The organism is Streptomyces sp. NPDC059169 (assembly GCF_042755225.1).
Lineage (GTDB): Bacteria > Actinomycetota > Actinomycetes > Streptomycetales > Streptomycetaceae > Streptomyces.
The window spans coordinates 1-25,413 of the sequence record NZ_JBHZCF010000005.1 but is presented as its reverse complement, the minus strand read 5'-3'; the positions used below and the strand labels follow the sequence as shown (position 1 = coordinate 25,413).

General features: G+C 71.9%; 20 protein-coding genes and 1 pseudogene. 5 read left to right on the top strand and 16 right to left on the bottom strand.

Annotated features, from left to right (window positions below; translation table 11 throughout):
• Positions 1 to 308 precede the first annotated feature (308 nt).
• From ald to ACFXOM_RS10780, 4 genes are all read right to left on the bottom strand, one after another.
• Positions 309 to 1,424 carry an alanine dehydrogenase gene (gene ald, locus ACFXOM_RS10795; protein WP_384940507.1) on the bottom strand — a complete coding sequence of 372 codons (1,116 nt, stop codon included), beginning with the start codon at positions 1,422 to 1,424 and terminating at the stop codon, positions 309 to 311.
• 162 nt (positions 1,425 to 1,586) lie between these two features.
• On the bottom strand, positions 1,587 to 3,731 hold the full coding sequence (locus ACFXOM_RS10790; protein ID WP_384940468.1) for a tetratricopeptide repeat protein: 2,145 nt from the start codon (positions 3,729 to 3,731) through the stop codon (positions 1,587 to 1,589).
• A 169-nt stretch (positions 3,732 to 3,900) separates the two neighbouring features.
• Positions 3,901 to 4,527 (bottom strand): NUDIX domain-containing protein, encoded by a 627-nt coding sequence (locus ACFXOM_RS10785; protein ID WP_384940470.1) that lies wholly within the window; start codon positions 4,525 to 4,527, stop codon positions 3,901 to 3,903.
• A 133-nt stretch (positions 4,528 to 4,660) separates the two neighbouring features.
• Positions 4,661 to 6,319: a CTP synthase gene (locus ACFXOM_RS10780; RefSeq protein WP_384940472.1), complete on the bottom strand. Its 1,659-nt coding sequence runs from the start codon at positions 6,317 to 6,319 to the stop codon at positions 4,661 to 4,663.
• A gap of 442 nt (positions 6,320 to 6,761) precedes the next feature.
• On the opposite strand from ACFXOM_RS10780, the gene ACFXOM_RS10775 reads away from it, so the two are divergent.
• From ACFXOM_RS10775 to ACFXOM_RS10765, 3 genes are all read left to right on the top strand, one after another.
• Positions 6,762 to 8,564, top strand: a complete 1,803-nt coding sequence (locus tag ACFXOM_RS10775; protein ID WP_384940474.1) for a glycoside hydrolase family 15 protein — start codon at positions 6,762 to 6,764, stop codon at positions 8,562 to 8,564.
• Positions 8,565 to 8,622: 58 nt separating this feature from the next.
• On the top strand, positions 8,623 to 10,005 hold the full coding sequence (locus ACFXOM_RS10770) for an FAD-binding oxidoreductase (protein ID WP_385037686.1): 1,383 nt from the start codon (positions 8,623 to 8,625) through the stop codon (positions 10,003 to 10,005).
• Between the two features lie 72 nt (positions 10,006 to 10,077).
• Positions 10,078 to 11,733 carry a PucR family transcriptional regulator gene (locus ACFXOM_RS10765; protein WP_384940478.1) on the top strand — a complete coding sequence of 552 codons (1,656 nt, stop codon included), beginning with the start codon at positions 10,078 to 10,080 and terminating at the stop codon, positions 11,731 to 11,733.
• Between the two features lie 240 nt (positions 11,734 to 11,973).
• On the opposite strand, the gene ACFXOM_RS10760 is transcribed toward ACFXOM_RS10765, so the two are convergent.
• The 6 genes from ACFXOM_RS10760 to ACFXOM_RS10735 all read right to left on the bottom strand — a co-directional run bounded on the left by ACFXOM_RS10760 (position 11,974) and on the right by ACFXOM_RS10735 (position 18,207).
• Complete coding sequence (locus ACFXOM_RS10760; RefSeq protein WP_384940480.1) at positions 11,974 to 13,062, bottom strand: glycosyltransferase family 4 protein; 1,089 nt, start codon at positions 13,060 to 13,062, stop codon at positions 11,974 to 11,976.
• Between the two features lie 89 nt (positions 13,063 to 13,151).
• Positions 13,152 to 13,898, bottom strand: a complete 747-nt coding sequence (locus ACFXOM_RS10755; protein ID WP_385037684.1) for a hypothetical protein — start codon at positions 13,896 to 13,898, stop codon at positions 13,152 to 13,154.
• Positions 13,899 to 14,147: 249 nt separating this feature from the next.
• Positions 14,148 to 15,866: a DNA repair protein RecN gene (gene recN / locus ACFXOM_RS10750; protein WP_384940509.1), complete on the bottom strand. Its 1,719-nt coding sequence runs from the start codon at positions 15,864 to 15,866 to the stop codon at positions 14,148 to 14,150.
• A gap of 271 nt (positions 15,867 to 16,137) precedes the next feature.
• On the bottom strand, positions 16,138 to 17,061 hold the full coding sequence (locus ACFXOM_RS10745; protein ID WP_384940484.1) for an NAD kinase: 924 nt from the start codon (positions 17,059 to 17,061) through the stop codon (positions 16,138 to 16,140).
• Positions 17,058 to 17,873, bottom strand: a complete 816-nt coding sequence (locus ACFXOM_RS10740) for a TlyA family RNA methyltransferase (RefSeq protein ID WP_384940486.1) — start codon at positions 17,871 to 17,873, stop codon at positions 17,058 to 17,060. The genes ACFXOM_RS10745 and ACFXOM_RS10740 overlap by 4 nt, the downstream gene beginning before the upstream one ends.
• Positions 17,874 to 17,880: 7 nt before the next feature.
• Positions 17,881 to 18,207: a hypothetical protein gene (locus tag ACFXOM_RS10735; RefSeq protein ID WP_384940488.1), complete on the bottom strand. Its 327-nt coding sequence runs from the start codon at positions 18,205 to 18,207 to the stop codon at positions 17,881 to 17,883.
• 42 nt (positions 18,208 to 18,249) lie between these two features.
• On the opposite strand from ACFXOM_RS10735, the gene ACFXOM_RS10730 reads away from it, so the two are divergent.
• Positions 18,250 to 18,597, top strand: a complete 348-nt coding sequence (locus ACFXOM_RS10730) for an SCP2 sterol-binding domain-containing protein (protein WP_384940490.1) — start codon at positions 18,250 to 18,252, stop codon at positions 18,595 to 18,597.
• Here ACFXOM_RS10730 and ACFXOM_RS10725 read toward each other — a convergent pair.
• From ACFXOM_RS10725 to ACFXOM_RS10710, 4 genes are all read right to left on the bottom strand, one after another.
• On the bottom strand, positions 18,581 to 19,426 hold the full coding sequence (locus ACFXOM_RS10725; protein ID WP_384940511.1) for an ABC transporter ATP-binding protein: 846 nt from the start codon (positions 19,424 to 19,426) through the stop codon (positions 18,581 to 18,583). The genes ACFXOM_RS10730 and ACFXOM_RS10725 overlap by 17 nt on opposite strands.
• A gap of 65 nt (positions 19,427 to 19,491) precedes the next feature.
• Positions 19,492 to 20,511, bottom strand: a complete 1,020-nt coding sequence (locus ACFXOM_RS10720; protein WP_384940513.1) for a FecCD family ABC transporter permease — start codon at positions 20,509 to 20,511, stop codon at positions 19,492 to 19,494.
• 14 nt (positions 20,512 to 20,525) lie between these two features.
• A complete protein-coding gene (locus tag ACFXOM_RS10715) occupies positions 20,526 to 21,581 on the bottom strand; it encodes a FecCD family ABC transporter permease (protein WP_384940492.1) in 1,056 nt (351 codons plus the stop codon).
• Between the two features lie 50 nt (positions 21,582 to 21,631).
• Positions 21,632 to 22,660, bottom strand: a complete 1,029-nt coding sequence (locus ACFXOM_RS10710) for an HAD-IIA family hydrolase (RefSeq protein ID WP_384940494.1) — start codon at positions 22,658 to 22,660, stop codon at positions 21,632 to 21,634.
• Between the two features lie 73 nt (positions 22,661 to 22,733).
• Here ACFXOM_RS10710 and ACFXOM_RS10705 point away from each other — a divergent pair, with 73 nt between their 5' ends.
• A complete protein-coding gene (locus ACFXOM_RS10705) occupies positions 22,734 to 24,014 on the top strand; it encodes a DUF1015 domain-containing protein (protein ID WP_384940496.1) in 1,281 nt (426 codons plus the stop codon).
• A 182-nt stretch (positions 24,015 to 24,196) separates the two neighbouring features.
• Here ACFXOM_RS10705 and ACFXOM_RS10700 read toward each other — a convergent pair whose 3' ends face one another.
• Both ACFXOM_RS10700 and ACFXOM_RS10695 read right to left on the bottom strand, forming a co-directional pair.
• Complete coding sequence (locus tag ACFXOM_RS10700) at positions 24,197 to 24,931, bottom strand: hypothetical protein (RefSeq protein WP_385037681.1); 735 nt, start codon at positions 24,929 to 24,931, stop codon at positions 24,197 to 24,199.
• Positions 24,916 to 25,413 (bottom strand): annotated as a pseudogene (locus ACFXOM_RS10695) (hypothetical protein); the annotation flags it as partial. The gene ACFXOM_RS10700 and the pseudogene ACFXOM_RS10695, both read right to left, overlap by 16 nt.

Below are 25,413 nucleotides of genomic sequence, written 5' to 3'. Positions count from 1 at the left end.
GGTCAGCGTGGCACCATGCCGACGGTTGGCGACTCTATGGCGTGTCACCGCTCCGCAGCAACACAATCCGCCGGACCCGGCCCGATGTGTCGGCAACCGAACACCCCTCTGTCAAGGGTGCACAGCACACAGTCCGTGCGATTCGCACGTGTGCGAAACGGCTGAAGGGTTACGTTCGGGGCGAGTTGAGCAGGCGGCCCCAAAGTGGCCGGATACACATCGGGCCGGACCTCGCTCAGCAAGGTCCGGCCGTTTGCGCAATGTTGACCGCCCCGATTGACCGGGACTGCCGCTTGTGCATCGCTTCGTCAGCCGAGGAGCGTGCTCAGCTCGATCGACTCGAGACCGTGCGCCTCGGCGACCTCCTTGTAAACGACCTTGCCGTCATGGGTGTTGAGGCCCTTGGCCAGCGCCGGGTCGCGACGGAGCGCCTCGACCCAACCGTTGTTGGCCAGCGACACGATGTACGGCAGCGTGGCGTTGGTGAGTGCGTTGGTAGAGGTGTTCGGCACGGCACCGGGCATGTTGGCGACGCAGTAGAAGACCGAGTTGTGGACCTTGAAAGTCGGCTCGGCGTGCGTGGTGGGACGGGAGTCCTCGAAGCAACCGCCCTGGTCGATCGCGATGTCGACAAGGACACTTCCCGGCTTCATCCGGGAGACCAGCTCGTTGGTGACCAGCTTCGGGGCCTTGGCTCCGGGGATGAGCACCGCGCCGATGACCAGGTCGGCGTCGAGGACGGCCTTCTCCAGCTCGTAGGAGTTGGACATGACGGCCTTGACCTTGGTGCCGAAGATCTTGTCGGCCTCGCGCAGCTTGTTGATGTCGCGGTCCAGCAGGGTCACCTCGAAGCCCATGCCGACGGCGATCTGGGTGGCGTTCCAGCCGGAGACGCCACCGCCGATCACGACGGCCTTCGCGGGGGTGACACCCGGGACGCCACCCGGCAGCACGCCGCGGCCACCGGCCGGGCGCATCAGGTGGTAGGCACCGACCTGCGGGGCCAGCCGACCCGCGACCTCGGACATCGGGGCGAGCAGCGGCAGGGCGCGACTGGGGAGCTCGACCGTCTCGTAGGCGATGGCCGTCGTACCGGACTCGACGAGGGCGTCCGTGCACTCCTTGGAGGCGGCGAGGTGCAGGTAGGTGAAGAGGACCTGGTCCTTGCGGAGTCGGTGGTACTCCTCGGCGATGGGCTCCTTGACCTTCAGCAGCAGGTCAGCGGTGGCCCAGACCTCATCGGCGGTGGGCAGGATCTGCGCACCTGCGGCGACGAACTCCTCGTCCGTGATCGAGGAACCCACTCCGGCGTTGGCCTCGATGACGACCTGGTGGCCGTAGCGCACGAGCTCGTGCACTCCAGCAGGGGTGATAGCCACCCGGAACTCGTTGTTCTTGACCTCGCGGGGGATGCCGACCTTCACGTGGATCACGGTCCTTGGCTCAGGGGATTTGTGGTGCATTTCCATTCATACCCGGATGCGCACCGCGCAACGGGAGTCTCCGGGGGGACACCCGGCGCAGCCAGTCTAATGAAGGACGACGCACTGTCTAGCCTTGCAAAGCAAAATTCTCCGGCTGAACCACTACGGATTTCGCAGGCCGGAGGTCTCTCCTCCGAGCAACTGTTCCGCTACCGTGCGATGCATCCTGGCGGCGACCGGGTCCCCCAGCCGCTCCAGCGTGTCCGCCAGCCTGAGGCGCAGCGCTCCCTGGAGGCGGAGGTCGCCGGCCTGCCGCGCCAGCTCCACGGCCTCCTCGCAGGTGCGCAGCGACTCGTCGGGGCGGCCCGCGTACTCCTGCACCCGGGCGGCTTCGCTCAACGCCCTCGCATGGCCCGGGACGTCGCCGAGTCGTCGGTACCCGGCCGCGGCCGCCCGCCAGCTGCGCAGCGCCTCGCCGTAGCGGCCCGCGTAGGTGTGCACGGTGCCGAGCCGGCCGTACAGCCGGGCCTCGTCGGCCCGCTCCCCCCGCGCCAGCCGCTCGGAGAGCGCGCGACCGTACCAGTCGGCCGCCCGCTGCCAGTCCCCCAGCTCCTGGTAGGTGCCCCCGACGGATTCCACGGCCCGGCCGTACGCGTACGGGTCGTTCGCCCGCCGGGCGATCTCCAGGGCCGACCGGTAGCGGTCCAGAGCCTCGTCGGTGCGGCCCGTCCTGGCGTCCAGGTCTCCGAGGTTCAGCAGCGCGGCCGCCTGCTCCCGTCGGAGCTCCCGGCGCTCGGCAACGTCGAGGACCAACTGGTGCAGTGCGTAGAGCTCTCCGGCCACGGCTTCGGCACCCCGGTGTGCGATCAACGCCCTGACGAAGGCCGAGACCAGCCGGCGGGCCAGGGTGTCCAGCTCGCCGTCCCCCACGGCGGCGCGCGCTGCGGCCATCAGGGACTGCTGTCGGGACCGCAGCCATCCGTCCGCGGCGCCCGGGCCCGGGAACCGCATGGCCCGCGGCAGCCCGGCCAGCTTGCGTTGTGCCGCAGAGCCCTCGGGCTCGGTGATCGCCCAACAGGACTGCAGCAGCCGCACGGTCCGCTCCAGCATGCGGGCGCGGGCGAGCTGGATCTCGGCGGGCCGCTCCTCCTCGGTCACCAGCACGTGCAGCATGGGGGCGAGGCAGCCCGGAACCACGTACTGGCCGTGGGGGTGCGGGGCGTCCGGCACATGGCCGGGATCGTCCGCGGTGTGCTCCTGCAGGAGCCCGAGAGCGGCGAAGTCCTCCAGCAACGACCGGGCCGACGTGACCGAGCAGCCGATCAGGGCGGACGCGGTGTGCGCGTCGACCAGACCCGCCGGGGCGAGGGCGAGGAGCCGCAGCGCCCGGGCTGCCGACTGCGGCAGCGAACCGTAGACCAGCCGGAAGGCCCGGGACAGGGGCCGTGCGCCGGCCGGCTGCTCGGGGTCGTCGGGCAGCCCGCGCAGCCGCTTGGTCGCGTCGGCGACGGAGGCCTTGGGACGGGCGGCCAGCCAGCCACCGGCCAGCACCAGTGCGGCGGGCTGTCCGCCGCACTGTTCCACGAGCAGCTCCGCGGCCTGCGGATCCACGGTGACCCGTACCGAGTCGGTGAACCGGGTCAGCAGCTCGATGGCCGACTTCGGGTCCATGCCGCCGATCGTGCAGGGCCGCACGTCGGGGATTCCGGTGAGCGGCCCCTGTGTGACGGCGACGACCACGCAGTCGGAGTTGTCCGGGAGGAGCGGGTCCACCTGCTCCGCGTCGTCCGCGTCGTCGAGCAAGAGCAGGCAGCGGCGGTGCGCGAGTGCCGCGCGGAGCATCTCGGTGAGCACGTCCTCGTCCGCGCCCGGCGGTACGTCGGTCCCGAGGGCCGCGAGCAGGTCGCCAGCCGCACGACCGGGTGGGACGGGGCTCCCACCGGGCTCGGTGAGTCGGGCGTGGAGCACTCCGTCGGGGTAGTCGGGCGCCAGCTGGCGGACCAGTTCGCGGGCGAGGGCGGTCCGCCCGGAGCCGGGGCGCCCGGCGATGAGCAACACCCTGGCGCGCGGGGCCTTTCGCCCCGCGATCGTGTCCAGTCCGGCCCGCTCGATGTCCGCCCGCAGCGCCTTCAACTCGCGCTGACGTCCGATGAATTGCCCACCCACACCGCTTACGGTGCCACGCTCGGCGTCGCCCCCCGGTACCGGCCTGCCGGGTCCGGCCGGCGAAGCGTGGTCCTCGGTGGCCGGTTCGCCCGCCTCACCCGTCCGTTCGTGGCCGAAACCACCGACTACCTGATCCGTCACGGGCACGCTCCAGTCCGCCGGTGCACGAGCCGAGCCCGGCACGGGTCTACACGGGCGCTTCGAGCGTAGTCAGCCGGGCGGGCCTGCCGGCGGAGCGCGGCGGTGCGTGGCGACCGGATCGCTCGATCGGATCAACCGATCGTCGGACCAGCTACGCGGTCGGGCGGCCTCAGGCGTCGAACGGCCGGGCCGGCCAGGGCGCCTCGGCCGGCCGCAGTGACTCGACACCGTCGCCGGCCAGCGCGGCGGCCAGCGAGAGCACGCCGACCACCAGGCAGTTGTTGTGCAGGTCCCCGGCGAGAGCCCCGCGCACGAGGTCCCCGAGGGGTACCCGGGCGAGCTCCATGTCCGCCTCTTCGTCGGCGACCTGGAACCGCTCCCCCTCCGCCTCGGAGAGGTCGCGGGCGAGGAAGATCCGCACGGCCTCGTCACAGCCGCCGGGCGTCGTGTAGACGTCGACCAGGACCCGCCAGTCGACCGCCTTGACGTGGGCCTCCTCGTACAGTTCGCGCTGGGCCGCCGTCAGCGGGTTCTCCCCGGGGACGTCGAGGAGCCCGGCCGGGATCTCCCAGAGCTTGTGCCGCACCGGGTGGCGGTACTGGCGCAGCACCAGGACGCGATCGTTCCCGTCGAGCGCGACGACCGCCACGGAACCGGGGTGGACCTGGTAGTCGCGTCGGGCGGTGGAGCCGTCGGGCATCACCACGTCGTCGGTCCGGACGCTCGTCTTGTTCCCCCTAAACGGGGTCGCCGTCGCGGTGACCCGCCATTCCTCGGGGATGTCCTTGATGGCCATGAAGCGTCCTCCCGCGTACCGAACTACCTACCGAACCGCCCCGTGGCGGGCCCGCACGCACGCAACCGTCCCAACGGAACCGGGGCACGGGGCCCGAAAGTCCCGTACCCCGGCCAACCGTATCGCCTGCCGGCTACGCGCCCGTCTTCCGCTCGACGGCGGCCTTGATCAGGCCCGCGAACAGCGGGTGCGGACGGGTCGGGCGCGACCGGAGCTCCGGGTGCGCCTGGGTCGCCACCAGATAGGGGTGCACCTCGCGGGGGTACTCGACGTACTCGACGAGCTTGTTGTCCGGGGAGGTGCCGGAGAAGACGATGCCCGCCTTCTTCTCGAGCTCAGCGCGGTAGGCGTTGTTCACCTCGTAGCGGTGGCGGTGGCGCTCCTCCACGTACGGCTCGTCGGCGTAGACCTCGCGGACGATCGAGCCCTCGGCGAGCTTCGCCGGGTAGAGACCGAGCCGCATCGTGCCACCCAGGTCACCCGCGCCCTCCACGTACGCCAGCTGCTCCTCCATCGTCGAGATGACGGGATGGGCGGTGGCGGCGTCGAACTCGGTCGAGTTGGCCTCGGGGATCTCGGCCAGGTTGCGCGCGGCTTCGATCACGATGCACTGCAGGCCCAGGCAGAGGCCGAGCAGCGGGATCTTGTTCTCGCGGGCGTACTGGATCGCGCCGACCTTGCCGCTGACGCCGCGGTCGCCGAAGCCGCCGGGGATGCAGATCGCGTCCACGTCGCCGAGTTGCTGCGCGGCACCGGCCGGGGTGCGGCAGTCGTCCGACGTGACCCACTTGATCTTGACTCGGGCGCGGTTGGCGAACCCGCCCGCGCGCAGCGCCTCGGTCACCGACAGGTAGGCGTCGGGCAAGTCGATGTACTTGCCGACGAGCGCGACCTCGAGCTCGTGGTCGGGGTTGTGCACGCGGTCCAGCAGGTCGTCCCAGGTCGTCCAGTCGACGTCGCGGAACGGCAGGTCCAGCTTCCGCACGACGTAGGCGTCCAGGCCCTCGGTGTGCAGCACCTTCGGGATGTCGTAGATCGACTTGGCGTCGATCGCGGCGACGACGGCAGCCTCGTCGACGTCGCACATCAGCGAGATCTTGCGCTTGATGGCGGTCGGCACGTCACGGTCGGCGCGCAGCACGATGGCGTCCGGCTGGATACCGATGTTGCGCAGCGCGGCGACCGAGTGCTGGGTCGGCTTCGTCTTCAGCTCGCCGGAGGGGCCGATGTACGGCAGCAGCGAGATGTGCACCACGAAGACGTTGTCCCGGCCGACCTCGTGGCGGACCTGGCGGACGGTCTCCAGGAACGGCAGCGACTCGATGTCGCCGACGGTGCCGCCCACCTCGGTGATGACGACGTCGACGTCCTCGGTCGCCATGCGCCGGATGCGGTGCTTGATCTCGTTGGTGATGTGCGGGATGACCTGGACGGTGTCGCCGAGGTACTCGCCGCGCCGCTCCTTGGCGATCACCTGCGAGTAGACCTGTCCCGTGGTGACGTTGGCGGACCCGTCCAGGTCCACGTCCAGGAAACGCTCGTAGTGGCCGATGTCAAGGTCCGTCTCGGCACCGTCGTTGGTGACGAACACCTCACCGTGCTGGAACGGGTTCATCGTGCCGGGGTCGACGTTCAGGTACGGGTCGAGCTTCTGCATCGTGACCCTCAGCCCCCTCGCCTTGAGCAGCGCCCCCAGGCTGGAGGCGGTCAGGCCCTTGCCGAGGGAGGACGCGACACCCCCGGTGACGAAGATGTGCTTGGTCGTCGTAGCTGTCGAGGATCGAGACGGCATGGCCAAGAGGGGGCTCCCGTGGTCGCGAGGTGATCGTGCGTACCGGCGGTCCCGCTGCGGAGATCAGGAGATTTCCCGGGGGTGCCGTCGCTGCGGTTCGGGGGTTCGTACGCCCACCGGTCCACGGGCTACCAGGGTAACAGTGACGGGGGGAGACTGCTTCCGGCCACACAGGGCATCATGGCCATCACGGGCTTCTCCGGGCCCGCTCGCCGCTCACCCGTTCGGTGGTGCCGGATTGCCGAGAGCGTCGCGCGGATCACCGGGGTGCGTCGTATCCTGCTCGGACACTTGATTCTGAATCTCGCTGCCGAGCCAGGCCGGCGATCGGCACCACCCCCGCCCTTCTCCCGGAACAAGAGCTCGTCAACGACCCCATTGACACCCTTGACCGCAGTAAGTGCCACGCAGGGCGGAACGTGGCCGTTCGACTGGAGATCCATTGGCCGGGCGCATCGAGGACTACGCACTCATCGGAGACATGCAGACCGCTGCCCTGGTCTGCCGGGACGGCACGGTCGACTGGCTGTGCCTGCCCCGCTTCGACTCGCACGCCGTCTTCGCCGGGCTCCTCGGCACCGAGGAGCACGGCTTCTGGCGCCTCGGGCCTGCGTATCCCGACGGTGCCGAGCCGCCGACGGCCGACCGGCGCCGGTACCGGGGGGACTCGCTGGTCCTGGAGTCGGAGTGGGACACACCGCGCGGCACGGTCCGTGTGACCGATTTCATGCCGCCCCGTGACGGTGCCCCCCAGCTGATCCGGATCGTGGAAGGCGTCAGCGGCCGCGTCCCGATGCGGTCGGCGCTGCGCATGCGGTTCTCCTACGGCCGCGTCGTCCCGTGGGTCCACAAGGTCGACAGCCGTACGGTCGCGGTCGCGGGCCCGGACTCGGTGTGGCTGGACACGCCGGCGGAAACGTACGGCGAGGACCTGACGACGTACTCCGACTTCACCATCGCGCCGGGCGACCGGCTCGCCTTCACGATCAGCTGGCAGCCCTCGCACCACCAGCCGCCGGCGCTCCCCGACCCCGAGGGCGCGCTGGACGCCACCGCCGAGTTCTGGCGCGAGTGGGTCGAGCACTGCACCTACCACGGCCCCTACCGGGAGTCGGTGGTCCGCTCCCTGATCACCCTGAAGGCGCTGACGTACGCGCCGACCGGCGGGATCGTCGCGGCGCCGACCACCTCGTTGCCGGAGGAGATCGGCGGCGTGCGGAACTGGGACTACCGCTACACCTGGCTGCGGGACGCGGCGATCACCCTCTCCTCGCTGCTGCGCACCGGCTACCGCGAAGAGGCCCGGGCCTGGCGCGAGTGGCTGCTGCGCGCCGTCGCCGGGGACCCGGAGAACCTGCAGATCATGTACGGCATCGCGGGCGAGCGCGAACTCGGCGAGGCCGAACTCGACTGGCTGCCGGGCTATGAGAACTCGGCTCCGGTACGGGTCGGCAACGGCGCGGCCAACCAACTGCAGCTCGACGTCTACGGCGAGGTCACCGAGGCCCTGCACCTGGCCCACATGACCGGCCTGTCGCGCAACGACTACGCCTCCGTGCTCCAGCTCAAGCTGATCAGCTACCTGGAGAACCACTGGGACCAGCCGGACGAGGGCATCTGGGAGGTGCGCGGCCCGCGCCGCCACTTCGTGCACTCCAAGGTGATGGCCTGGGTCGCCGTCGACCGCACCATCAAGCTGATCGAGTCGGGTGACGCGGACGGCCCCCTGGAGCGTTGGCGCGAGCTGCGCGACGACATCCACCGCGACGTCTGCGAGAAGGGCTACGACAAGGAGCGCAACACCTTCACCCAGTCCTACGGGTCCAAGGAGCTGGACGCCTCGCTGCTGCTGATCCCGCAGATGGGCTTCCTGCCCCCGGACGACAAGCGCGTCATCGGCACGATCGAGGCGATCCAGCGCGAGCTGTCCACGCCGGACGGCTTCGTGCTGCGCTACCCCACCGCGGGGGACGAAGCCGGGGTCGACGGCCTCGAGGGCGACGAGGGCGCCTTCCTCGCCTGCTCGTTCTGGCTCGCCGACGACCTGGCGATGATCGGCAGGGTGGACGAGGCCCGGCGCCTCTTCGAGAAGCTGCTGTCGCTCCGCAACGACCTGGGCCTGCTCGCCGAGGAATGGGACCCGCGGCTACAGCGTCAGGTGGGCAACTTTCCGCAGGCGTTCAGCCATGTGCCGTTGATCGACACGGCACTGCGGCTGACCGCCTCCGGTGCCTACGGCGGGTAGGGCTGAGGACCCCGGACTACGATGGGAACGTCCTGTCGCGCCCTCGGAAGGGGGCATCATGGCGCCCCAAGACATAGCGGTGCGGGCCCTGGAGGAACTCCGCGAAGCCCTGGCCGGCGACGCCATCACCCCGCGTGACGCGGGGTACGACGAAGCCCGGTCGATCTTCAACGCGATGATCGACCGGCGTCCTGCGGTGATCGCGCAGTGCGAGTCGGCGGCGGACGTGGCCGCCGCCGTGCACTTCGGCCGGGAGCAGGAGCTGGAGGTGGCCGTCCGCGGGGGCGGCCACAGCGTCGCCGGCCTGGCCGTCAACGACGGTGGGCTCGTCATCGACCTGCGGAGGATGCACGCGGTCACGGTGGATCCCGAGGCCCGCACGGCCCGGGTCGGTGGCGGAGCCACCATGAGCCACCTGGACCGCGCCACCCAGCCCTTCTCCTTGGCGACCACCGGCGGCCGGGCCTCGACGACCGGGCTCGGCGGGTTCACCCTGGGTGGCGGATCCGGCTGGTTGGAACGGAAGTTCGGACTCGCCTGCGACAACCTCGTTTCCGTCGACCTCGTGACCGCGGACGGGACGCAGGTCCGTGCGAGCGCCGACGAGAACCCCGAACTGTTCTGGGCACTGCACGGCGGCGGCGGCAACTTCGGCGTCGCCACCTCCATGACGCTGCGCCTGCACCCCCTGCCCCATCTGGCGATCGCCCTGCTGCTCTGGCCCGCCGAGAGGGGGCCCGCGGTACTCCCCGTCTACCGGGACCTGCTCGCCGCCGCGCCGGACGACGTCGGCGGGGGCTTCCTCTACCTCACCGGCTCACCCGACGACTTCGTCCCGGAACATCTGGTGGGGCGGGCGGTGTGCGCGGTGCTGATCACCTTCACGGGCACCGAGCCGGCCATGCGCAGGGCGGCGGCACCGCTGCTGGACCTCGGCCACGAGGCGGAGGTCATCACCGAGATGCCGTACGCGGATCTGCAGTGCATGCTCGACGACCCGCCGGGATTGCGGAACTACTGGTCGGCCGAGTACCTCGACGCCCTGCCGGACGAGGCCGTGGACGTGTTCTGCGCACGCGCCGAGACGATGATCGTGCCCTCGAACTCGCAGCACATCATCTTCCCCATGGGCGGTGCGCTCGGCCGGGACGACTCGGACTACCCGCTGCCGTGGCGGGATGCGCAGTGGGCCGTGCACCCCTTCGCGATCTGGAGCGACCCCGCCGACGACGAGCGCGGAAGGCAATGGGTCCGCGACGTCCGGACCGATGTCGACCCCTGGTCGCTCGGCATGGTCTACCTCAACTTCATCGGGTCGGAGGGCGACGAACGGGTCATCGCCGGATTCGGCGCCCACAACTACCGGCGGTTGGCCGAGGTGAAGGCGCAGTACGACCCGGACAACGTCTTCAGGCTGAACCACAACATCAAGCCGGCGTGACGGTTGTCCTTCGATCAGTCGCCCAGGTAGCGTCCCCGCATTACCAAAGGCGAGAGGCAACACGAGGCACCCTTGGAAACACAGGGCGGGATCACCGTTCAACGGGCTCTGGAACTGCCCGGGCTCCGCAGCGGGCTCCCCGAGGTGGTGGCCTGTGCCGACCGGCTGAACCGGACGGTGCGCTGGGTGCACGCCGGCGAAGCGCCGAACATCGCGTCCCTGCTCAAAGGCGGCGAACTGCTGCTCACCACCGGCCTCGGCCTCGGGAGCAGGCCCGGCGAGCAGCGGGAGTTCGTCCGCAGGCTCGCGGATCGCGGGATCGCGGCGCTCGTGGTGGAGCTCGGACCCCGCTTCACCCGGCTGCCGGCCACCCTCGTCGAGGCAGCCAGGTCCGTCGGGCTCCCGCTGATCCAGCTGCACCGCGAGGTTGCGTTCGTGTCCGTGACGGAGGAGGTCCACACCGAGATCGTCAACGGCCACTACGCCCTGTTGCAGCGCGCCGAGGAGGTGCACCGACGGTGCACACAGGCACTGCTCGGCGGCGGCGGCATCCCCCAAGTGCTGAGGATCCTCGCGGATTTCACGGCAAATCCAGTCTTCCTGGAAACGGCGGACGGGCAGCTGCTGTACGCGGCGGAGACGGAGTCGGGCCAGGCCGCGGCCGATCCTCTGCAGGTGTGGGAGGGGTTGCGGGGCCAGCGCGCTGCGCGGGAAGCCGGCCCACCGGCCGGGGCGGTGCTCGTCGACGTGCCTGGTTGGGGGTCCCCCGGGTCGACGGCCGGGAGGGAGCACGGCACCGGGTCCGTGCGTGCCCGGCTGGTCCTGCTGGCCGTGTCGTCGCCCTTGCTCCCGGTGCACCGGATGGCCGCGGAGCGTGCGGCCGGAGTGCTGGCCGTGGTCCTCATGCAGGCTCGTCAGGAGGAGGAGCTGGCGGCCCGCGGGCGCGGCGACTTCCTGACCGACCTCGCTGAGGGCCGGATAGCGGCGGAGGACGCCCCTGCGCAAGCGAAGGTGCTCGGTTTCAGGCCGGGTGACGGCCCGCTGCTGCCGATCGTGATGCGGCTGGCTCCCGAACTGTCGCCGTCGGGGAACTGGTCGCTGCTGGCCCGTGCGGTGCTGGAGGAGCTCTCCTCCGTCGGCGTGCCCGTCCTGCTCGGTGTACGGCCGGTCGAGGGCAGGGTGCCGCTGCTGCTGGGGCTGCGCGCGGAGTCCGAGCGGACCGCCGTCGCCGACCGGGTCGCCGCGGCCCTGCGGGCCGGGGTCGCGCGTGCGGGCCTGGAGCGGGCCGGAGCGCATCCGCCGGTGGTCGTCGTCGCCGCCGCTGGCGGGTGGGCAGCCGTCTCAGCGGGCCTGCGCCACGCCGCGGAAACCGCAACGGCCGCGCAGGGGCTGTCCGAACGGCCCTGGTACGACGCGCGACGCCTGGACATCGACCTGTTGTTGTGGCGGCTACGGGACCATCCCGACCTGGCGGCCTTCGTGGAGCGCGCCATCGGCCCGCTGTTGGAACACGACCGCACGTCACGCCCTCCGCTGCTGCCCACGCTGCAGACGTATCTCGCCCATGCGGGCCGCAAGGCGGAGACGGCCCGCGAACTGCACCTCAACCGCCAGACGCTGTACAACCGGTTGGCCCGCATCTCCGAACTGCTCGGCACGGACCTGGACGATCCGCAGACGGTCCTCGCCCTCTCGCTGGCCCTGCGTGCCCGCCGCCACACGCCGTGACGGGGTGGGGCACCGGGCAACGGTCACCGCGGGTACAAGCCGCCGCCGGCGCTTCCGGCGCGCCCCTGGCGGACGCCTGCACCGGAACACGGCGGACGATCCGCCGCACGCCGTGGGCGGCGCCGTGCCAGGCGGTGCGACTGCCGTGGCCCGTCAACACCGGCAACGGCGCACGCCCCGGCCACTGCCGGAGCAGGGCCGCTGCCCGCTTCCCCGGCCGCGCGGCGCACCGTGCACCCGTCAGGACGTACGGGGCCGGATCGGCTGGGTGAACTCGTCGTAGATGCTCAGCACCTGGGCGACGGTCTCGTCCTCCGTCGGCCAGGTGGCCGCCTGCGCGATCCCCGCGGCGGCGAGTCGGGCGCGACGCTCCGGCTCCGCCAACAGCCGGGTGACTGCGGCGGCGAGGGCCTCCGGTTCCCCGTACGGGACGAGTTCGGCGGCGTCGCCGACGAGCTCGGGGACACCGCCCACCCGGGTGGCGACGAGCGGGACGCCGAGGCCCAACGCCTCTTGGGCGAGCAGCGAACGGGCCTCCCAGCGACTGGGGAGCAGCGCCAGGTCCGCTGCCGCCAGGACGTCGCCAACGTCGTCACGGCGGCCGACGAGCCGCACGGGCAGCCCCTCCGTGTCGATGCGCCGCTGCAGCCGGGCCCGCTCCTGGCCCTCCCCCGCGATCACGACGAGGGGTACGGGATCGACGGCGAGCCACTCGTGGGCCGCGTCGAGCAGCGTCCCGTACCCGCGGTCCGGTTCGAGCCGGCCTACGGCCACCAGCAACGGCCGGTCGACCGCGCCCAGTTCGACCCTCGTCTTGTTCTCGTGGGGGCTGCGGCGGCGCGGCGGCAGCGACACCGGCGCGAGACGGGCGTCGCGGGCTCCCCGGCGGCGTGCCCGGTCGACGAGTTCCGAAGACGTGCCGAGCACCACGGCGGCCGATCGTGCCGTCCGCCGCTCCAGCATGCGCAGCAACTGCCCGCGCGCTCCCGCGGCGTGCGACCGGGTGTGCCAGGTGACGACGAGTGGTACGTGCCGGCCGCCGAGGGCGAGGGCGGTGCGAACGGCGGGGTGCAACCCGTGCGCGTGGACGACGTCCGCCCCGGCGCACACGGCCCGCAGCGCCCCGATGGTGGCGGGGGCGCTGCGCCACGGCACGGGCACGAAGCGCGCACCGACGCCGAGGTAGCCGTAGTCGCACTCGAGGTGCGCGGGGGCGCACACGGTCACCTGCACCCCCCGCGCCACCAGCCCGGCGGCCAGTGACCTGACGTGAGCGCTGCTGCCCGCGCTGCCGCCGCCCAGGACCTGGACCGTACGCAGCTGTGTCACGCGCCAAGGATGCCAGTCCGTACGCACGTTCCGGCACCGCCGGAACGTCCTTCCCGTGTCGTATGCCGCAACTCCACCGCTCAGATCACTCACATGGGTGAGCGCGCGAGTTCGGTGACGCGGTCGCCGCACACCGCGGCCACCGTCAGCGCGGCAGCGTGCGCCAACAGCCCCGCACGGCCGTTCCCGGCGACGACGGCCGCGCCGAGCGCTGCCCCGAGCGCGTGCGCGCCGGCATCGCCGAGCATGGTGCTCTCGCCGAGGTCGTCCGGAGTGACGACGACCGCGGCCCCGACCGGCGCGGCGGCGAGCGGGCCCTGCAGCAGCCCCGGCAGTCCCAGTCCGAGTACGCCGAGGCTTGCCCGCCCGGGACCGACGTCGACGAGATTCACCGCGTGTGCGGCGCCCGCGATCACGACACCGGCGAGCACCTTGTCGAGGGGCCGTTCCTCCATCACGGCCCCCGCGAGGAGCCCCGCCGCCCCGATGCCGATCAACTTCACGGCGCCGCTGGTGACTTCCCCGCTGCGCAGGGCTCCCAGGTGGGCCCCGAAGCCGCGTCTGTCGTCGCCCGCGACGTCGTCGTACGCCCCGCACGCCCCGGCCACCAGCACGGCGAACGCAGCAGCGGGCGCACCGGCGACCAACGCCCCCGCGGCCGCCCCCGCCGTGACGGCGGGCCCGGCGCACAAGTCGACCGTGCGCCCGGCGTAGTTGGAGCGTTCCCACCGCGCACTTCCCTTGGTGCGCGCCTTCAGTGCGCCGTACACCACGCGCGTCACTGCCACGGCGACGGCGCACGTCGCCGCCCGGCCCGGCTTCCTCGTCGCCAACATGACCGGCACCCTAACGCCGGGCGGGATCCACTCCGCTGGGACGGGTTCGATCCGGCAGCGGCCGGCGGCGTCGCCGCACCGGCCGCGGGCACACCCGGCACCGTCACGGGCGGCACGGGCGGCACGGGCGGGGTGCCGGCCGCCGGTGCTCGGCCCGCGCGCCGCCACCCGCGCACGGTCGTCCTCGCCGGCGCCCGGCTCAGTGCCCCGTCCGTGACGGCGGGGCCGAGCCGCTGGTCCGGCCGCCCGCTAGACCTCGGCCCGAGCCGTCGCGAGCAGTTCCTCCGCGTGAGCCCGTGCGGTCTGGGAGTCCTCCTGCCCGGCGAGCATTCGGGACAGTTCCCGCACCCGGTCCTCGCCCTCCAGCACGGTGACCCCGGACCGCGTCACCGACCCGTCGTTCGTCTTCTCCACCAACAACTGCCGGTCCGCGAAAGCCGCCACCTGCGGAAGGTGCGTGACGACCACCACTTGGGCACTCTTCGCGAGCTTCGCCAGCCGCCGACCGATCTCGACCGCGGCCTTTCCGCCGACGCCCGCGTCGACCTCGTCGAACAAGTAGGTGGGCACCGGGTTGGTCCCCGCGAAGACGACCTCCACCGCGAGCATCACCCGGGACAGCTCACCGCCGGACGCCCCCTTGGCGATCGGCCGCGGCTGTGCGCCGGGATGCGGGGCGAGCAGCAACTCGACCTCGTCCGTGCCGGACGCCCCGTACGCGACGCGTCGGCCGCCGACGTCGATCCCCTCCGGATCCTCCGACTGCCGCACGTCGATGGTCACCCGCGCGTGCGGCATGGCCAACGACGCGAGCTCCGCGGTCACGGCCTCCGCGAAACGGGACGCCGCCTCCGTACGGGCGTCGGTCAGGGCCTGTGCCAGGGCGGAGAGTTCGACGCGCAGGGCATCGCGTTCCGTCGTCAGCTCGCCGATCCGGTCGTCGTCGCCCTCGAGCTCGGTGAGCCGGGCGGCACTCTCCTCGGCCCAGGCCAACACCGCGCTGATGTCCTCGCCGTACTTCCGGGTGAGCGTACTGAGGGCGGCGCGCCGCTCCTCGACCGCGGCCAGCCGCAGCGGATCGGCGTCGAGGTCGTCGGCGTACCCCGCGAGGTCGCCCGCGACGTCGGCGAGCAGGATGGAGACCTCCCCCATCCGGTCGGCGAGCGAGGCGAGGGACGGGTCGTGGGCGCGAACGGCCTCCAGGGCCCGTCCGGCGCCCGCGACGAGCGTGGTCGCGTCCACGCCCTCGGGGTCCTCCGGGTTCCCGGCGAGCGCGGCGTGCGCGGTGGACGCCGCCGAGGCCAGGGATTCGGCATGGCCGAGCCGCTCGGCCTCGGCGGCCAGTTCCACGTCCTCGCCGGCGCGCGGCTCCACTGCGGCGATCTCGTTCAGTCCGAAGCGGAGCAGGTCGGCTTCCTGGGCGCGCTCACGGGCCCGGACGGTCAGTTCGGCGTGCTCGGCGGACACGGCCTCGAGCCGGCGGTACGCGGCGAGGTAGGTGGCGTGCGGGGCGGCGACCGCATCACCCGCGTAGCGGTCGAGGGCCTGCCGCTGGCGGGACGCCTTGAGGAGCCCCTGCTGGTCGGTCTGGCCGTGTACGGCGACGAGTTCGTCGGCCAGTTCCGTCAGCATGCCGACGGGGACGGAACGCCCGCCGAGATGGGCGCGCGAACGTCCTTCGGCGGAGACGGTCCGGCTGATCAGCAGCGCACCGTCGTCGAGCTCGGCACCGGCCTCCTCGGCCCGGACGGCCGCGGGGGCGCCGGGCGGCACGCTGACCCTGCCCTCCACGACGGCCGACTTGGCGCCGACCCGGACCAGGGCCGGGTCGGCGCGTCCGCCGAGCAGCAACCCCAGGCTGGTGACGACCATGGTCTTGCCGGCGCCCGTCTCACCGGTCACCGCGGTGAAACCGGGCGACAGCTCCACGACGGCGTCGTCAATGACCCCGAGCGACCGTATCCGCATCTCCTCCAACACGGGGAAGACCTTACGAGGTCGCGGACCGGCCGTGCGACGGCCCCCGCCCCGCGGACGCGGAGCCGCAGGTCGCAGCGGTGGGCCGTCAGCTTTGCGCAAGGGAGGATTCCCCCGCCCGGGTCGGGGCACGCAGGGCCCCGCACGGGGGCGGCCGCGGCCTGGACGGCTGGAAACGGAGCCGTACGGTCCGTCGTCGCGGGGCCCGCCACCGACCCGGTGCCGAGGGCTCGTCCCGCGCCCGCGGCACCCACGGAACGGCTCAGTGCGGCGCGCCCCGCCAGCCCGAGACCGGAAGCGCGAACTTCGCCACGAGACGGTCCGTGAACGAGGCGTGGTGGAGCCTGGCGAGCCGAACGGGCACGGCGCCGCGCCGCACCTCCACGCGGGCTGCGGGCGGCAGCTCGATCGCCCGGCGTCCGTCGCACCACAACACGCCGTGCGGCGTGTTCGGCTGCACCTCCACCGCGAGCACCGAGGTCGGCGAGGTGACCAGCGGCTTCGCGAACAGGGCGTGCGCACTGATCGGCACCATCAACAGGGCCTCGACCTCCGGCCACACCACGGGGCCGCCCGCGGAGAAGGCGTACGCCGTCGACCCGGTGGGAGTCGCACAGACGATGCCGTCGCACCCGAACCCCGTCACCGGCCGCCCGTCGATCTCCAGGACCACCTCGAGCATCCGCTCGGGCGAGACCTTCTGGACGGCGGCCTCGTTGAGCGCCCAGTCCCGATGGACGACGTCACCGTTGCGGCGCACCGCCACGTCGATGGTCATGCGCTCCTCGACCTCGTACGACCGGGTGACGACCCGGTCCACGACCTTGTCGAGGTCGTCGCGCTCGGCCTCGGCGAGGAAGCCGACCCGGCCGAGGTTGACCCCGAGCATCGGGACCCCGGACGCGCGGGCGAACTCCGCCCCCCGCAGCAGCGTCCCGTCACCTCCGAGGACGATCAGCAGCTCACAGCCGTCAAGCACCTCGGGCGTGGCCTCCGGGACCGTCTCCACGGCCTTCGGCAGCGGGAGATCAGCTGCCTCGAAGGCCAGTACCCGCACCCCGAGGCCGGCGCGGAGCAGGCCCTGGACGACGAGTTCGGCACTCCTGACGGCCGCGGGCCGCCCGGTGTGCGCCAGCAGGAATACGGTGCGGCTCACTGTGTTCGCATCCGTGCTCGTATCGGTCAACGCGGCCCCTCCGCCACTGCACGATCGACATCCGCCGGGTCGAGGTCCGGCGCCCCGGCCCGGAGCCACAGAAAGTACTCGACGTTCCCGGAAGGACCGGGCAGCGGACTCGCGGTCACGCCGAGCACGCCGAGGCCCAGCTCCGAGGCTTGACGGGCCACGGTCTTCACCGCTTCGGCGCGCAACTCCGGGCTGCGCACCACTCCCCCGCTCCCCAGCCGTTCCTTGCCTACCTCGAACTGCGGCTTGACCATGAGGACGAGATCGGCGCCCGGCGCGGTGCAGCGCACCAGTGCGGGCAGCACGAGACCGAGCGGGATGAACGACAGATCACCGACGATCAGGTCCACCCCCTCCCCGTCGATCGTCTCCAGGGTCAACTCACGTACGTTCGTACGGTCCTTGACGGTCACGCGTTCATCGCTCCGCAGGGACCAGGCCAGTTGGCCGTAGCCGACGTCGACGGCGACGACGTGCTCCGCGCCGGTGCGGAGCAGCACGTCGGTGAAACCGCCGGTGGACGCGCCCGCGTCCAGCGCGCGCCGCCCCTCGACCTTCAGCCCCCGGGGGACGAAGGCCGCGAACGCACCGGCCAGCTTGTGACCGCCGCGCGAGACGTACTCGGGGTCGCTGTCGTCCTGGGACACGACGACCGCGGCACTGGTCTCGACCTGCGTGGCTGCCTTGGTGGCGGTGTTGCCGCCGACGGTCACCCGCCCCGCGGAGATCAGCTGGCTCGCGTGCTCCCGCGAGCGGGCGAGCTTGCGGCGTACCAGCTCGGCGTCGAGTCGGCGGCGTGCCACTCCTGCCACGTTCGGTTCAGCTCCTGTGGTCGTACGGGTCGTCGGGACGCGGGGGACGTGCGTCCAGCGCGGTCAGCGCGTCCCGCAGTCCCCTGTGTACATCCTCGTACACCTCCGGGTGGCCGTCCGCCGGGAGGTGGTCGGCGTCGGCCAGTCGCTCCAGGTGCACGTCGACCTCGGCACGGCCGGTGGGGACGCGCTCGACGCCCAGCGGGGCGGGCTCCGCCGGGTCGTACGCCCGGGCCGGCTGCGGGGCCTCCTCGGGCGCCGCCCCGGACGGCGCGTGCGCCGACTGCACGGCTCCCTCCGGCGCCGCCACGGACGCTTCCATCGAGTCGCTCATGCCCAGACGCTACCGCGAAGGCCTGGGGTACCGTCGATCACGATGGCGACCACGGAGGAGTGCCGCAGCGCACTCGACAGACTTTCGGACAATCTTGCCCGGGCGGACGGCGAGGTGCACAGCGCGGCCGCACTCGACCGTTCCCTGAGCTGCCACATCAAGGACTTGGACGTCACCTTCACCGGGCGGCTCTCGTCCGGTCGCATCGAGGTGCTGCAGACCCTGGACGGCCCGCCCGAGCAGAAGGCGGACATCAGACTGGGGATGACCGGCGACGACCTGGTGGCCATGGTCGACGGAGAGCTGAACTTCGCGAAGGCGTGGGCCTCGGGCCGGGTCAGGCTCGAGGCCGGCTTCCGCGACCTGCTGCGGCTCAGGGCGCTGTTGTAGGCACCGGGTCGGCGGCAGCGGTCCCGGACAGCCGCTGCGCGCCGCCACGACGCCGGGACAGCGGCACCACCAGCGGTGTCGCGGTCTCGGGGTCATCGATGACCTGCACACGCACCCCGAATACCTGTTCGACGAGGTCTGCCGTGACGACGTCCTCGGGGGCACCCTCCGCGGCGATCTTCCCGCCCCGCATGGCGATCAGGTGGGTCGCATAGCGAGCGGCCTGGTTCAGGTCGTGCAGTACGGCGACGAGGGTGCGCCCCTGCGCCTCGTGCAGCTCGGCGCAGAGGTCGAGGATCTCCAGCTGGTGCTGGATGTCGAGGAACGTCGTGGGCTCGTCGAGCAGCAGCAGCGGAGTCTGCTGGGCGAGGGCCATGGCGATCCAGACCCGCTGGCGCTGGCCGCCGGAGAGCTCGTCGACGTAGCGGTCGGCGAGCTCGTCGACCCCGGTCGCGGCCATCGAGTCCCGGACGATCCGCTCGTCGTCGCGGGACCACTGGCGCAGCAGGCCCTGGTGCGGGTAGCGGCCGCGCGCCACCAGATCGGCCACGGTGATGCCGTCCGGGGCGATGGAGGATTGCGGGAGCAGGCCCAGCACCTTCGCGACCTTCTTGGCGGGCATCGAGTGGATCGACTGGCCGTCCAGCAGCACCCGGCCCTGGTTGGGCTTCAGCATCCGCGAGAGTGCGCGCAGCAGGGTGGACTTGCCACAGGCGTTGGGCCCGACGATCACCGTGAACGAATTGTCGGGAATGTCGACCGAAAGCTGCTCGGCGATGATCCGCTGGTCGTAGGCGAGGGTGACCGATTCCGCGGCGAGGCGCTGCATGGACGTACTCCTGGGGTTCTGCACGGTCGGGTCCGGGTCTGCGGTGGCGGTCTGCGTGCGGTGGCTCATATTCGGCCCGCCCTGCGCTCGCTGACGAGCAGCCAGAGCAGGTAGCAGCCGCCGAGCACTCCGGTGACCACGCCCACCGGCAGCTGACGGTCACCGAAGGCCGAGGTGGCGATCCAGTCCGCGGTGAGCAGCAGGGCCGAGCCGGTCATCGCGCTCGCTGCGACGTTCGGGCCGGGCGAACGGGTCAGTCTTCGGGCGAGCTGCGGGGCGCTGAGCGCGACGAAGACGATCGGGCCGGCCGCCGCCGTGGCCGCTGCCGTGAGCAGCACCGCGGAGCTCATGAGGACGGCGCGCACCCGCTCGGCACGTACGCCCAGCGCATGCGCCGCGTCGTCGCCCATCTCCAGGATCCGCAGGGGTCTGCCGTACGCCAGGCACACGGGCACGAGGACGGCGCAAACGGCGAGGAGCGGCCAGAACTGGCTCCAGTCCCGGCCGTCGAGCGAACCGGTCATCCAGATCACGGCACGCGTGGCGTCGACGAGGTCGGCCTTCGTCACGAGGTAGTTGATCGCACCGGTGAGCATCGCGGCGACGCCGATGCCGACCAGGACCAGCCGATACCCGTGCACGCCGCGCTTCCAGGCGAGCAGGTACACCCCGGCCCCGGTGACGAGCCCGCCCACGATCGCACCGGCCGAGGTGGCAAACGCGCCGCCCTGGAACAGGACGATCACGATCAGCGCACCCACGGCCGAACCTTGTCCGAAACCCAGCATGTCCGGACTTCCCAGCGGGTTCCGGGTGATCGACTGGAAGACCGCGCCGCCCACCGCCAGGGCCGCACCCACGAGCAGGGCCACCAGTACCCGCGGCAGCCGGATGTCCTGGACGATGAACTCCTGCGCGGGCGTGCCCTCACCGAGGAGCGTGTGCACCACGTCCCCCGTCGTCATGGGGAAGTCCCCGCTGCCCACGAGCACGACGCCCACGGCCAGCGCGACGGCCGCCAGCAGCACGGTGACGACGGCCGCCCTCGGGTCGACGCGGACCGAGAGGCCTCCGGGGGTACGCATCGCTTTCACGGCTCTCACAGCTGCGTCATCCTCCTGCGGCGTACGAGGTAGATGAAGACCGGCCCGCCGATGAACGCGGTGACGACGCCGACCTGCAGCTCAGACGGGCGGGCGACGACCCTCCCGACCACGTCGGAGACGAGCAGCAGCACGGGGGAGAGCACGGCCGCGTACGGCAGGGTCCAGCGCATGTCGGGGCCGGTGATGGCGCGCACCAGATGCGGAACCATCAACCCGATGAAGACGATGGGACCGCAAGCCGCCGTCGCCGCGCCGCACAGCAGCGTCACCGCGAGCATGGCGAGGGCCCGCGTCCGGGTCAGGTGCGCGCCGAGCGCACGCGCGGTGTCGTCGCCCATCTCCATCGCGTTCAGGGGCCTCGCGATCAGCAACGCGAGGACCACTCCGGCGGCGATGAACGGGACGACCTTGTGGAGGGTCCCCGGGTCGGCCGAAGCGAGCGACCCGACCGTCCAGAAGCGCAGCCGGTCGAGGGCTGCCCGGTCCAGCAACTGGACGGCGTTGACGTAGCCGTACAGGGCGGCCGTGGCGGCGGTACCGGCGAGCGCGAGGCGCACGGGCGTGGCACCACGACTGCCGCCGAGGACGTACACCGCCACCGAGACCACCCCGGCGCCCAGGAACGCGAACCACACGTACCCCGTCAGGGACGTGACGCCGAGGAAACTGATGGCCGAGACGACCGCCGCGGCAGCACCCGCGTTGACCCCGAGCAGCCCCGGCTCCGCGAGCGGATTCCGGGTGAGCGCCTGCATCACCGCGCCGGCCAGGCCGAGCGCCGTACCGACGAACAGACCCAGTAGCGTCCGCGGCACCCGGACGTCGTGGACGATCACGTCGTTCGGCGTACCGGTGTACTGGAACAGACCGTGCCACACGTCACCGACCGGAACCGACTTGGCACCAATGGCGATGCTCGCGACGCAGACCAGCAGCAGAGCACCGAAGGACAGCAGCAGGCCGGCGGCCCGCACGCCGCGGCGCCTGCGCGGCCGGGGCGCCGCGGACGCCGGGTCAGCGCTCTGCTCGGGGAGACTCTCGACCAACACTCGGTTAGGTTAGCCTACCCTGCTCACGTTGGGAGGGGTGCCCCTCCAGCTCACCAGCCGAGCCGGGCCAGCGCCTTCGCCGCGTCCGTCGTCCCGTACGCGTCGCCCGCCTGCGTCCACGCCGCGGCGCACAACGCCCGCAGTCCGTCCAGCGGTTCTCCGTCACCGTCCAGCACGAGCACGTCCCCCCGCACGACCGCCGTCCAACCGCCGCAGGCGAACGCGCCCCCGTCACCCGTCACTTCCGGCTGCCCCGTCAGCAGCCCCCGCAGATCCGCGTCCACGTACGTCGGTCGGTGCCTCGGCCCGGCCGCCAACAGCTGCGCCGGATCGGTCACTCCGGTCAGCACCAACAGCGAGTCCACACCGCCGTTGATCGCGCCCTCGATGTCCGTGTCCAGCCGGTCCCCGACCACGAGCGGCCGCTCGGCGCCAGTCCGCAGGATCGTCTCCCGGTGCATCGGGGGCAGCGGCTTCCCCGCGATCTGCGGCTCGGCCCCCGTGGCGATCCGTACCGCCTCGACCGCAGCACCGTTGCCCGGAGCGATGCCCCGTGCGCTCGGAATCGTCAGGTCCGTGTTCGACGCGAACCACGGCACCCCGCGCGCGACCGCGTAGGACGCCTCCGCGAGGCGCCCCCACGGCAGCTCGGGCCCACCGTAGCCCTGCACCACCGCGGCCGGGTCGTCGTCCGCCGAATCCACCGGCGTGAGACCCCGTTCGCGCAGTGCGACGCGCAACCCCTCACCCCCGATCACCAGAACCCGCGACCCGGCGGGGACCTGTTCGGCGATGAGCCGGGCCACCGCCTGCGCCGACGTGATGACGTCCGCCGGCTGCGCGGGAACCCCCAGCTCGGTGAGGTGAACAGCCACCGCGTCCGGGGTCCGCAGGGCGTTGTTGGTGACGTACGCCAGGTGCATCCCGCCGGCACGTGCCCCGCGGAGGGCGTCCACGGCGTGCGCGATCGCCTCCCCTCCGGCGTACACCACCCCGTCGAGATCGAGCAGGGCCGTGTCGTACGCCTCGCTCAACGCCAGCGCACTGCCGCTCGGCCTGGTCCTGCCCCGCTCACCCATGCTGGTCGCTCCTCTGCCGTGGCTCTTCGTCCCCCGATCATCGCGCATCGTCCCGGGCACATACGATGCAGCAATGAAGACGAGAGGTCATGAGGCCAACGGCGGTCTGCACATGGTCCCGTTCCGCGGACTGCGCTACGTCCCCGAGCGGGTGGGCAGTCTCGCCGCCGTGACCTCACCCCCGTACGACGTCGTCGTACGGCCAGACGGGCTCCACCACCTGCAGTCCGCGGACCCGCACAACATCGTCCGCCTGATCCTTCCCCAGGCGGCCAGTCCGACCGCCCGCCACGAGCAAGCCGCAGCAACCCTGGACCGCTGGCTCGCCGAGGGCGTCCTGGCCCCCGACCCGGAGCCCGCGCTGTACGTCTACGAGCAGCGCAAGGGCGAACTCCTCCAGCGGGGGATCATCGGCGCGCTCGCCCTGTCCGCCCCCGACGAAGGCATCGTCCTCCCCCACGAGGACGTGATGCCCCACGTGGTGGCCGACCGGACCGCCCTGATGCGCACCACCGGTGCCAATCTGGAACCGCTGCTGCTGACATACCGCAGCGAATGCGGTGCTGTCGGGGCCTCCGCCGTCATCGACCGCGTCATCCTCGGATCACCGTTGCTGTCGACCACCACGGAGGACGGTTTCAGCCACCGCCTGTGGTCCGTCACCGGTGCGGAGCACCTGGCGGAGATCGCCGCGGACCTCGCACGTCACCAGGCCCTGATCGCGGACGGCCACCACCGGTGGGCGACGTACCTGCGCCTGCGCGACGAACAGCCCCGGCCCGGGGCGTGGGACTACGGCCTGGTGCTGCTGATCGACACCGCGCGCTACCCGCTCCAGGTCCGGGCGATCCACCGCCTCCTCAACCGGCTCCCCGTCGCTGACGCCGTCGCGGCCGTCGAGGGGCTGTTCCGGGTGCGCGAGGTCGAAGGGCCGCTCCCGAAGGTCCTGGATGCCCTCGCCGAGGCCACGGAGGAGGGCAACGCGTTCCTGCTCTCGGGCAGCGGCCGCTTCTACCTGCTCGACCGTCCGGACGCCGACCTACTGGCGCGCACCGTCAGGACCGACCGCCCCGACACCTGGCGTGCGCTCGACGCCACAGTGCTACACGCCACGCTGCTCGAACACGTCTGGCGCATCCCGGACTCGCCCGAGGAGATCACCTACATCCACGACACCGCGGCGGCCGTCGAACAGGCGGAGCGGCGAGGAGGTACGGCCGTGCTGATGCACCCGGTACGGGAGGACGTGGTCAGGGACCTCGCGAAGCAGGGGGTCACGATGCCCAGGAAGTCGACGTCGTTCGGCCCGAAACCGGCGACGGGACTGGTTCTGCGAAGCCTCAGCTTCGACTGAGGGGCCGAGCTCCCGGCCGGGTCCGACACCGGCCGGGAGCCCTGTCCTCGACCGACTGCCGTGCTCCGGCCCCGAGACGCCCCTCGGCCCGGGTCGCTCCGACCGGCATCGGCGGAGAGAACGGTGACGGCCCGGCACCCCGAGGGTGCCGGGCCGTCAGTTGATGCCGGTCTCCGTCCGGATCAGGCCTTGTCCCCGTCGCCGATGTGCGTCTCGGAGTCCGTGTCGTCGATCCGCGCGGCAGAATCGGGCTCAGCAGTGCTCACGTCGACGCCTTCGGCCGTGCCGCCGGTCTCGGCCACGTCCTCCGTCACGTCCGCGACTGCCTCTTCGACCTCTTCGTCGTCGAACAGCGCGTCGACGAACTCGACCCCGTCGAGCTCGGCCAAACGGTCCGACGCATCGGTCTGACCGTCCTTGTCGGACTCGACGGCCTTGGCGAACCACTCACGTGCCTCGCCCTCACGTCCCGCCGCCAGCAGCGCATCTGCGTACGCGTAGCGCAGCCGCGCGCTCCACGGCTGGACGGCGTTGGATGCCAGCTCGGGACTCTGCAGGGTCACGATGGCCGCATCCACCTGACCCATGTCACGGCGCGCCCCCGCGGCCACGAGGCGCATCTCGACCTGCCCTGCCTTGTCCAGCTTCTGTACCTCCGGCTCACCGGCCATCGCCAGCGCCCGCTCGGGACGGCCCAGACCGCGTTCGCAGTCCGCCATCACCGGCCACAGCTCGACGCTCCCCGTCATTCGACGCGCGGCCCTGAACTCGGCCAGCGCCTCCGAGTACTTCTGCGTGGCGTACGCGGCGAAGCCCGCTGCTTCCCGAACCGCCGCCACACGCGACGCGAGCCGCAGCGCCACGCGCGAGTAGCCGTACGCCTGCTCCGGGTCCTCATCGATCAGCCGCGCCACCATGACGAGGTTCCTGGCGACGTCCTCGGCGAGCGTCTTCGGCAGGCTCTGGAGCTCCTGCCGGACGTCCTTGTCGATCTCCTCGCCGCTGACGTCCTCGGGAATCGGCAGCCGCTTGATCGGCTCGCGGTCGCGATCCCGGTCGTCGCGGCGCCCGTAGCCACCGCGGTCATCACGCCCGCGATAGCCGCTGCGGTCCCGGTCATCCCGACGCGGACCACGATCATCACGCCGGAACCCACCACGATCGTCACGCCGCTCATCCCGACGGAACCCACCACGATCGTCATCCCGACGCGGACCACGATCATCACGCCGGAACCCACCACGATCGTCACGCCGCTCATCCCGACGGAACCCACCACGGTCATCATCCCGACGCGGACCACGATCATCACGCCGGAACCCACCACGATCGTCACGCCGCTCATCCCGACGGAACCCACCACGATCGTCATCCCGACGCGGACCACGATCATCACGCC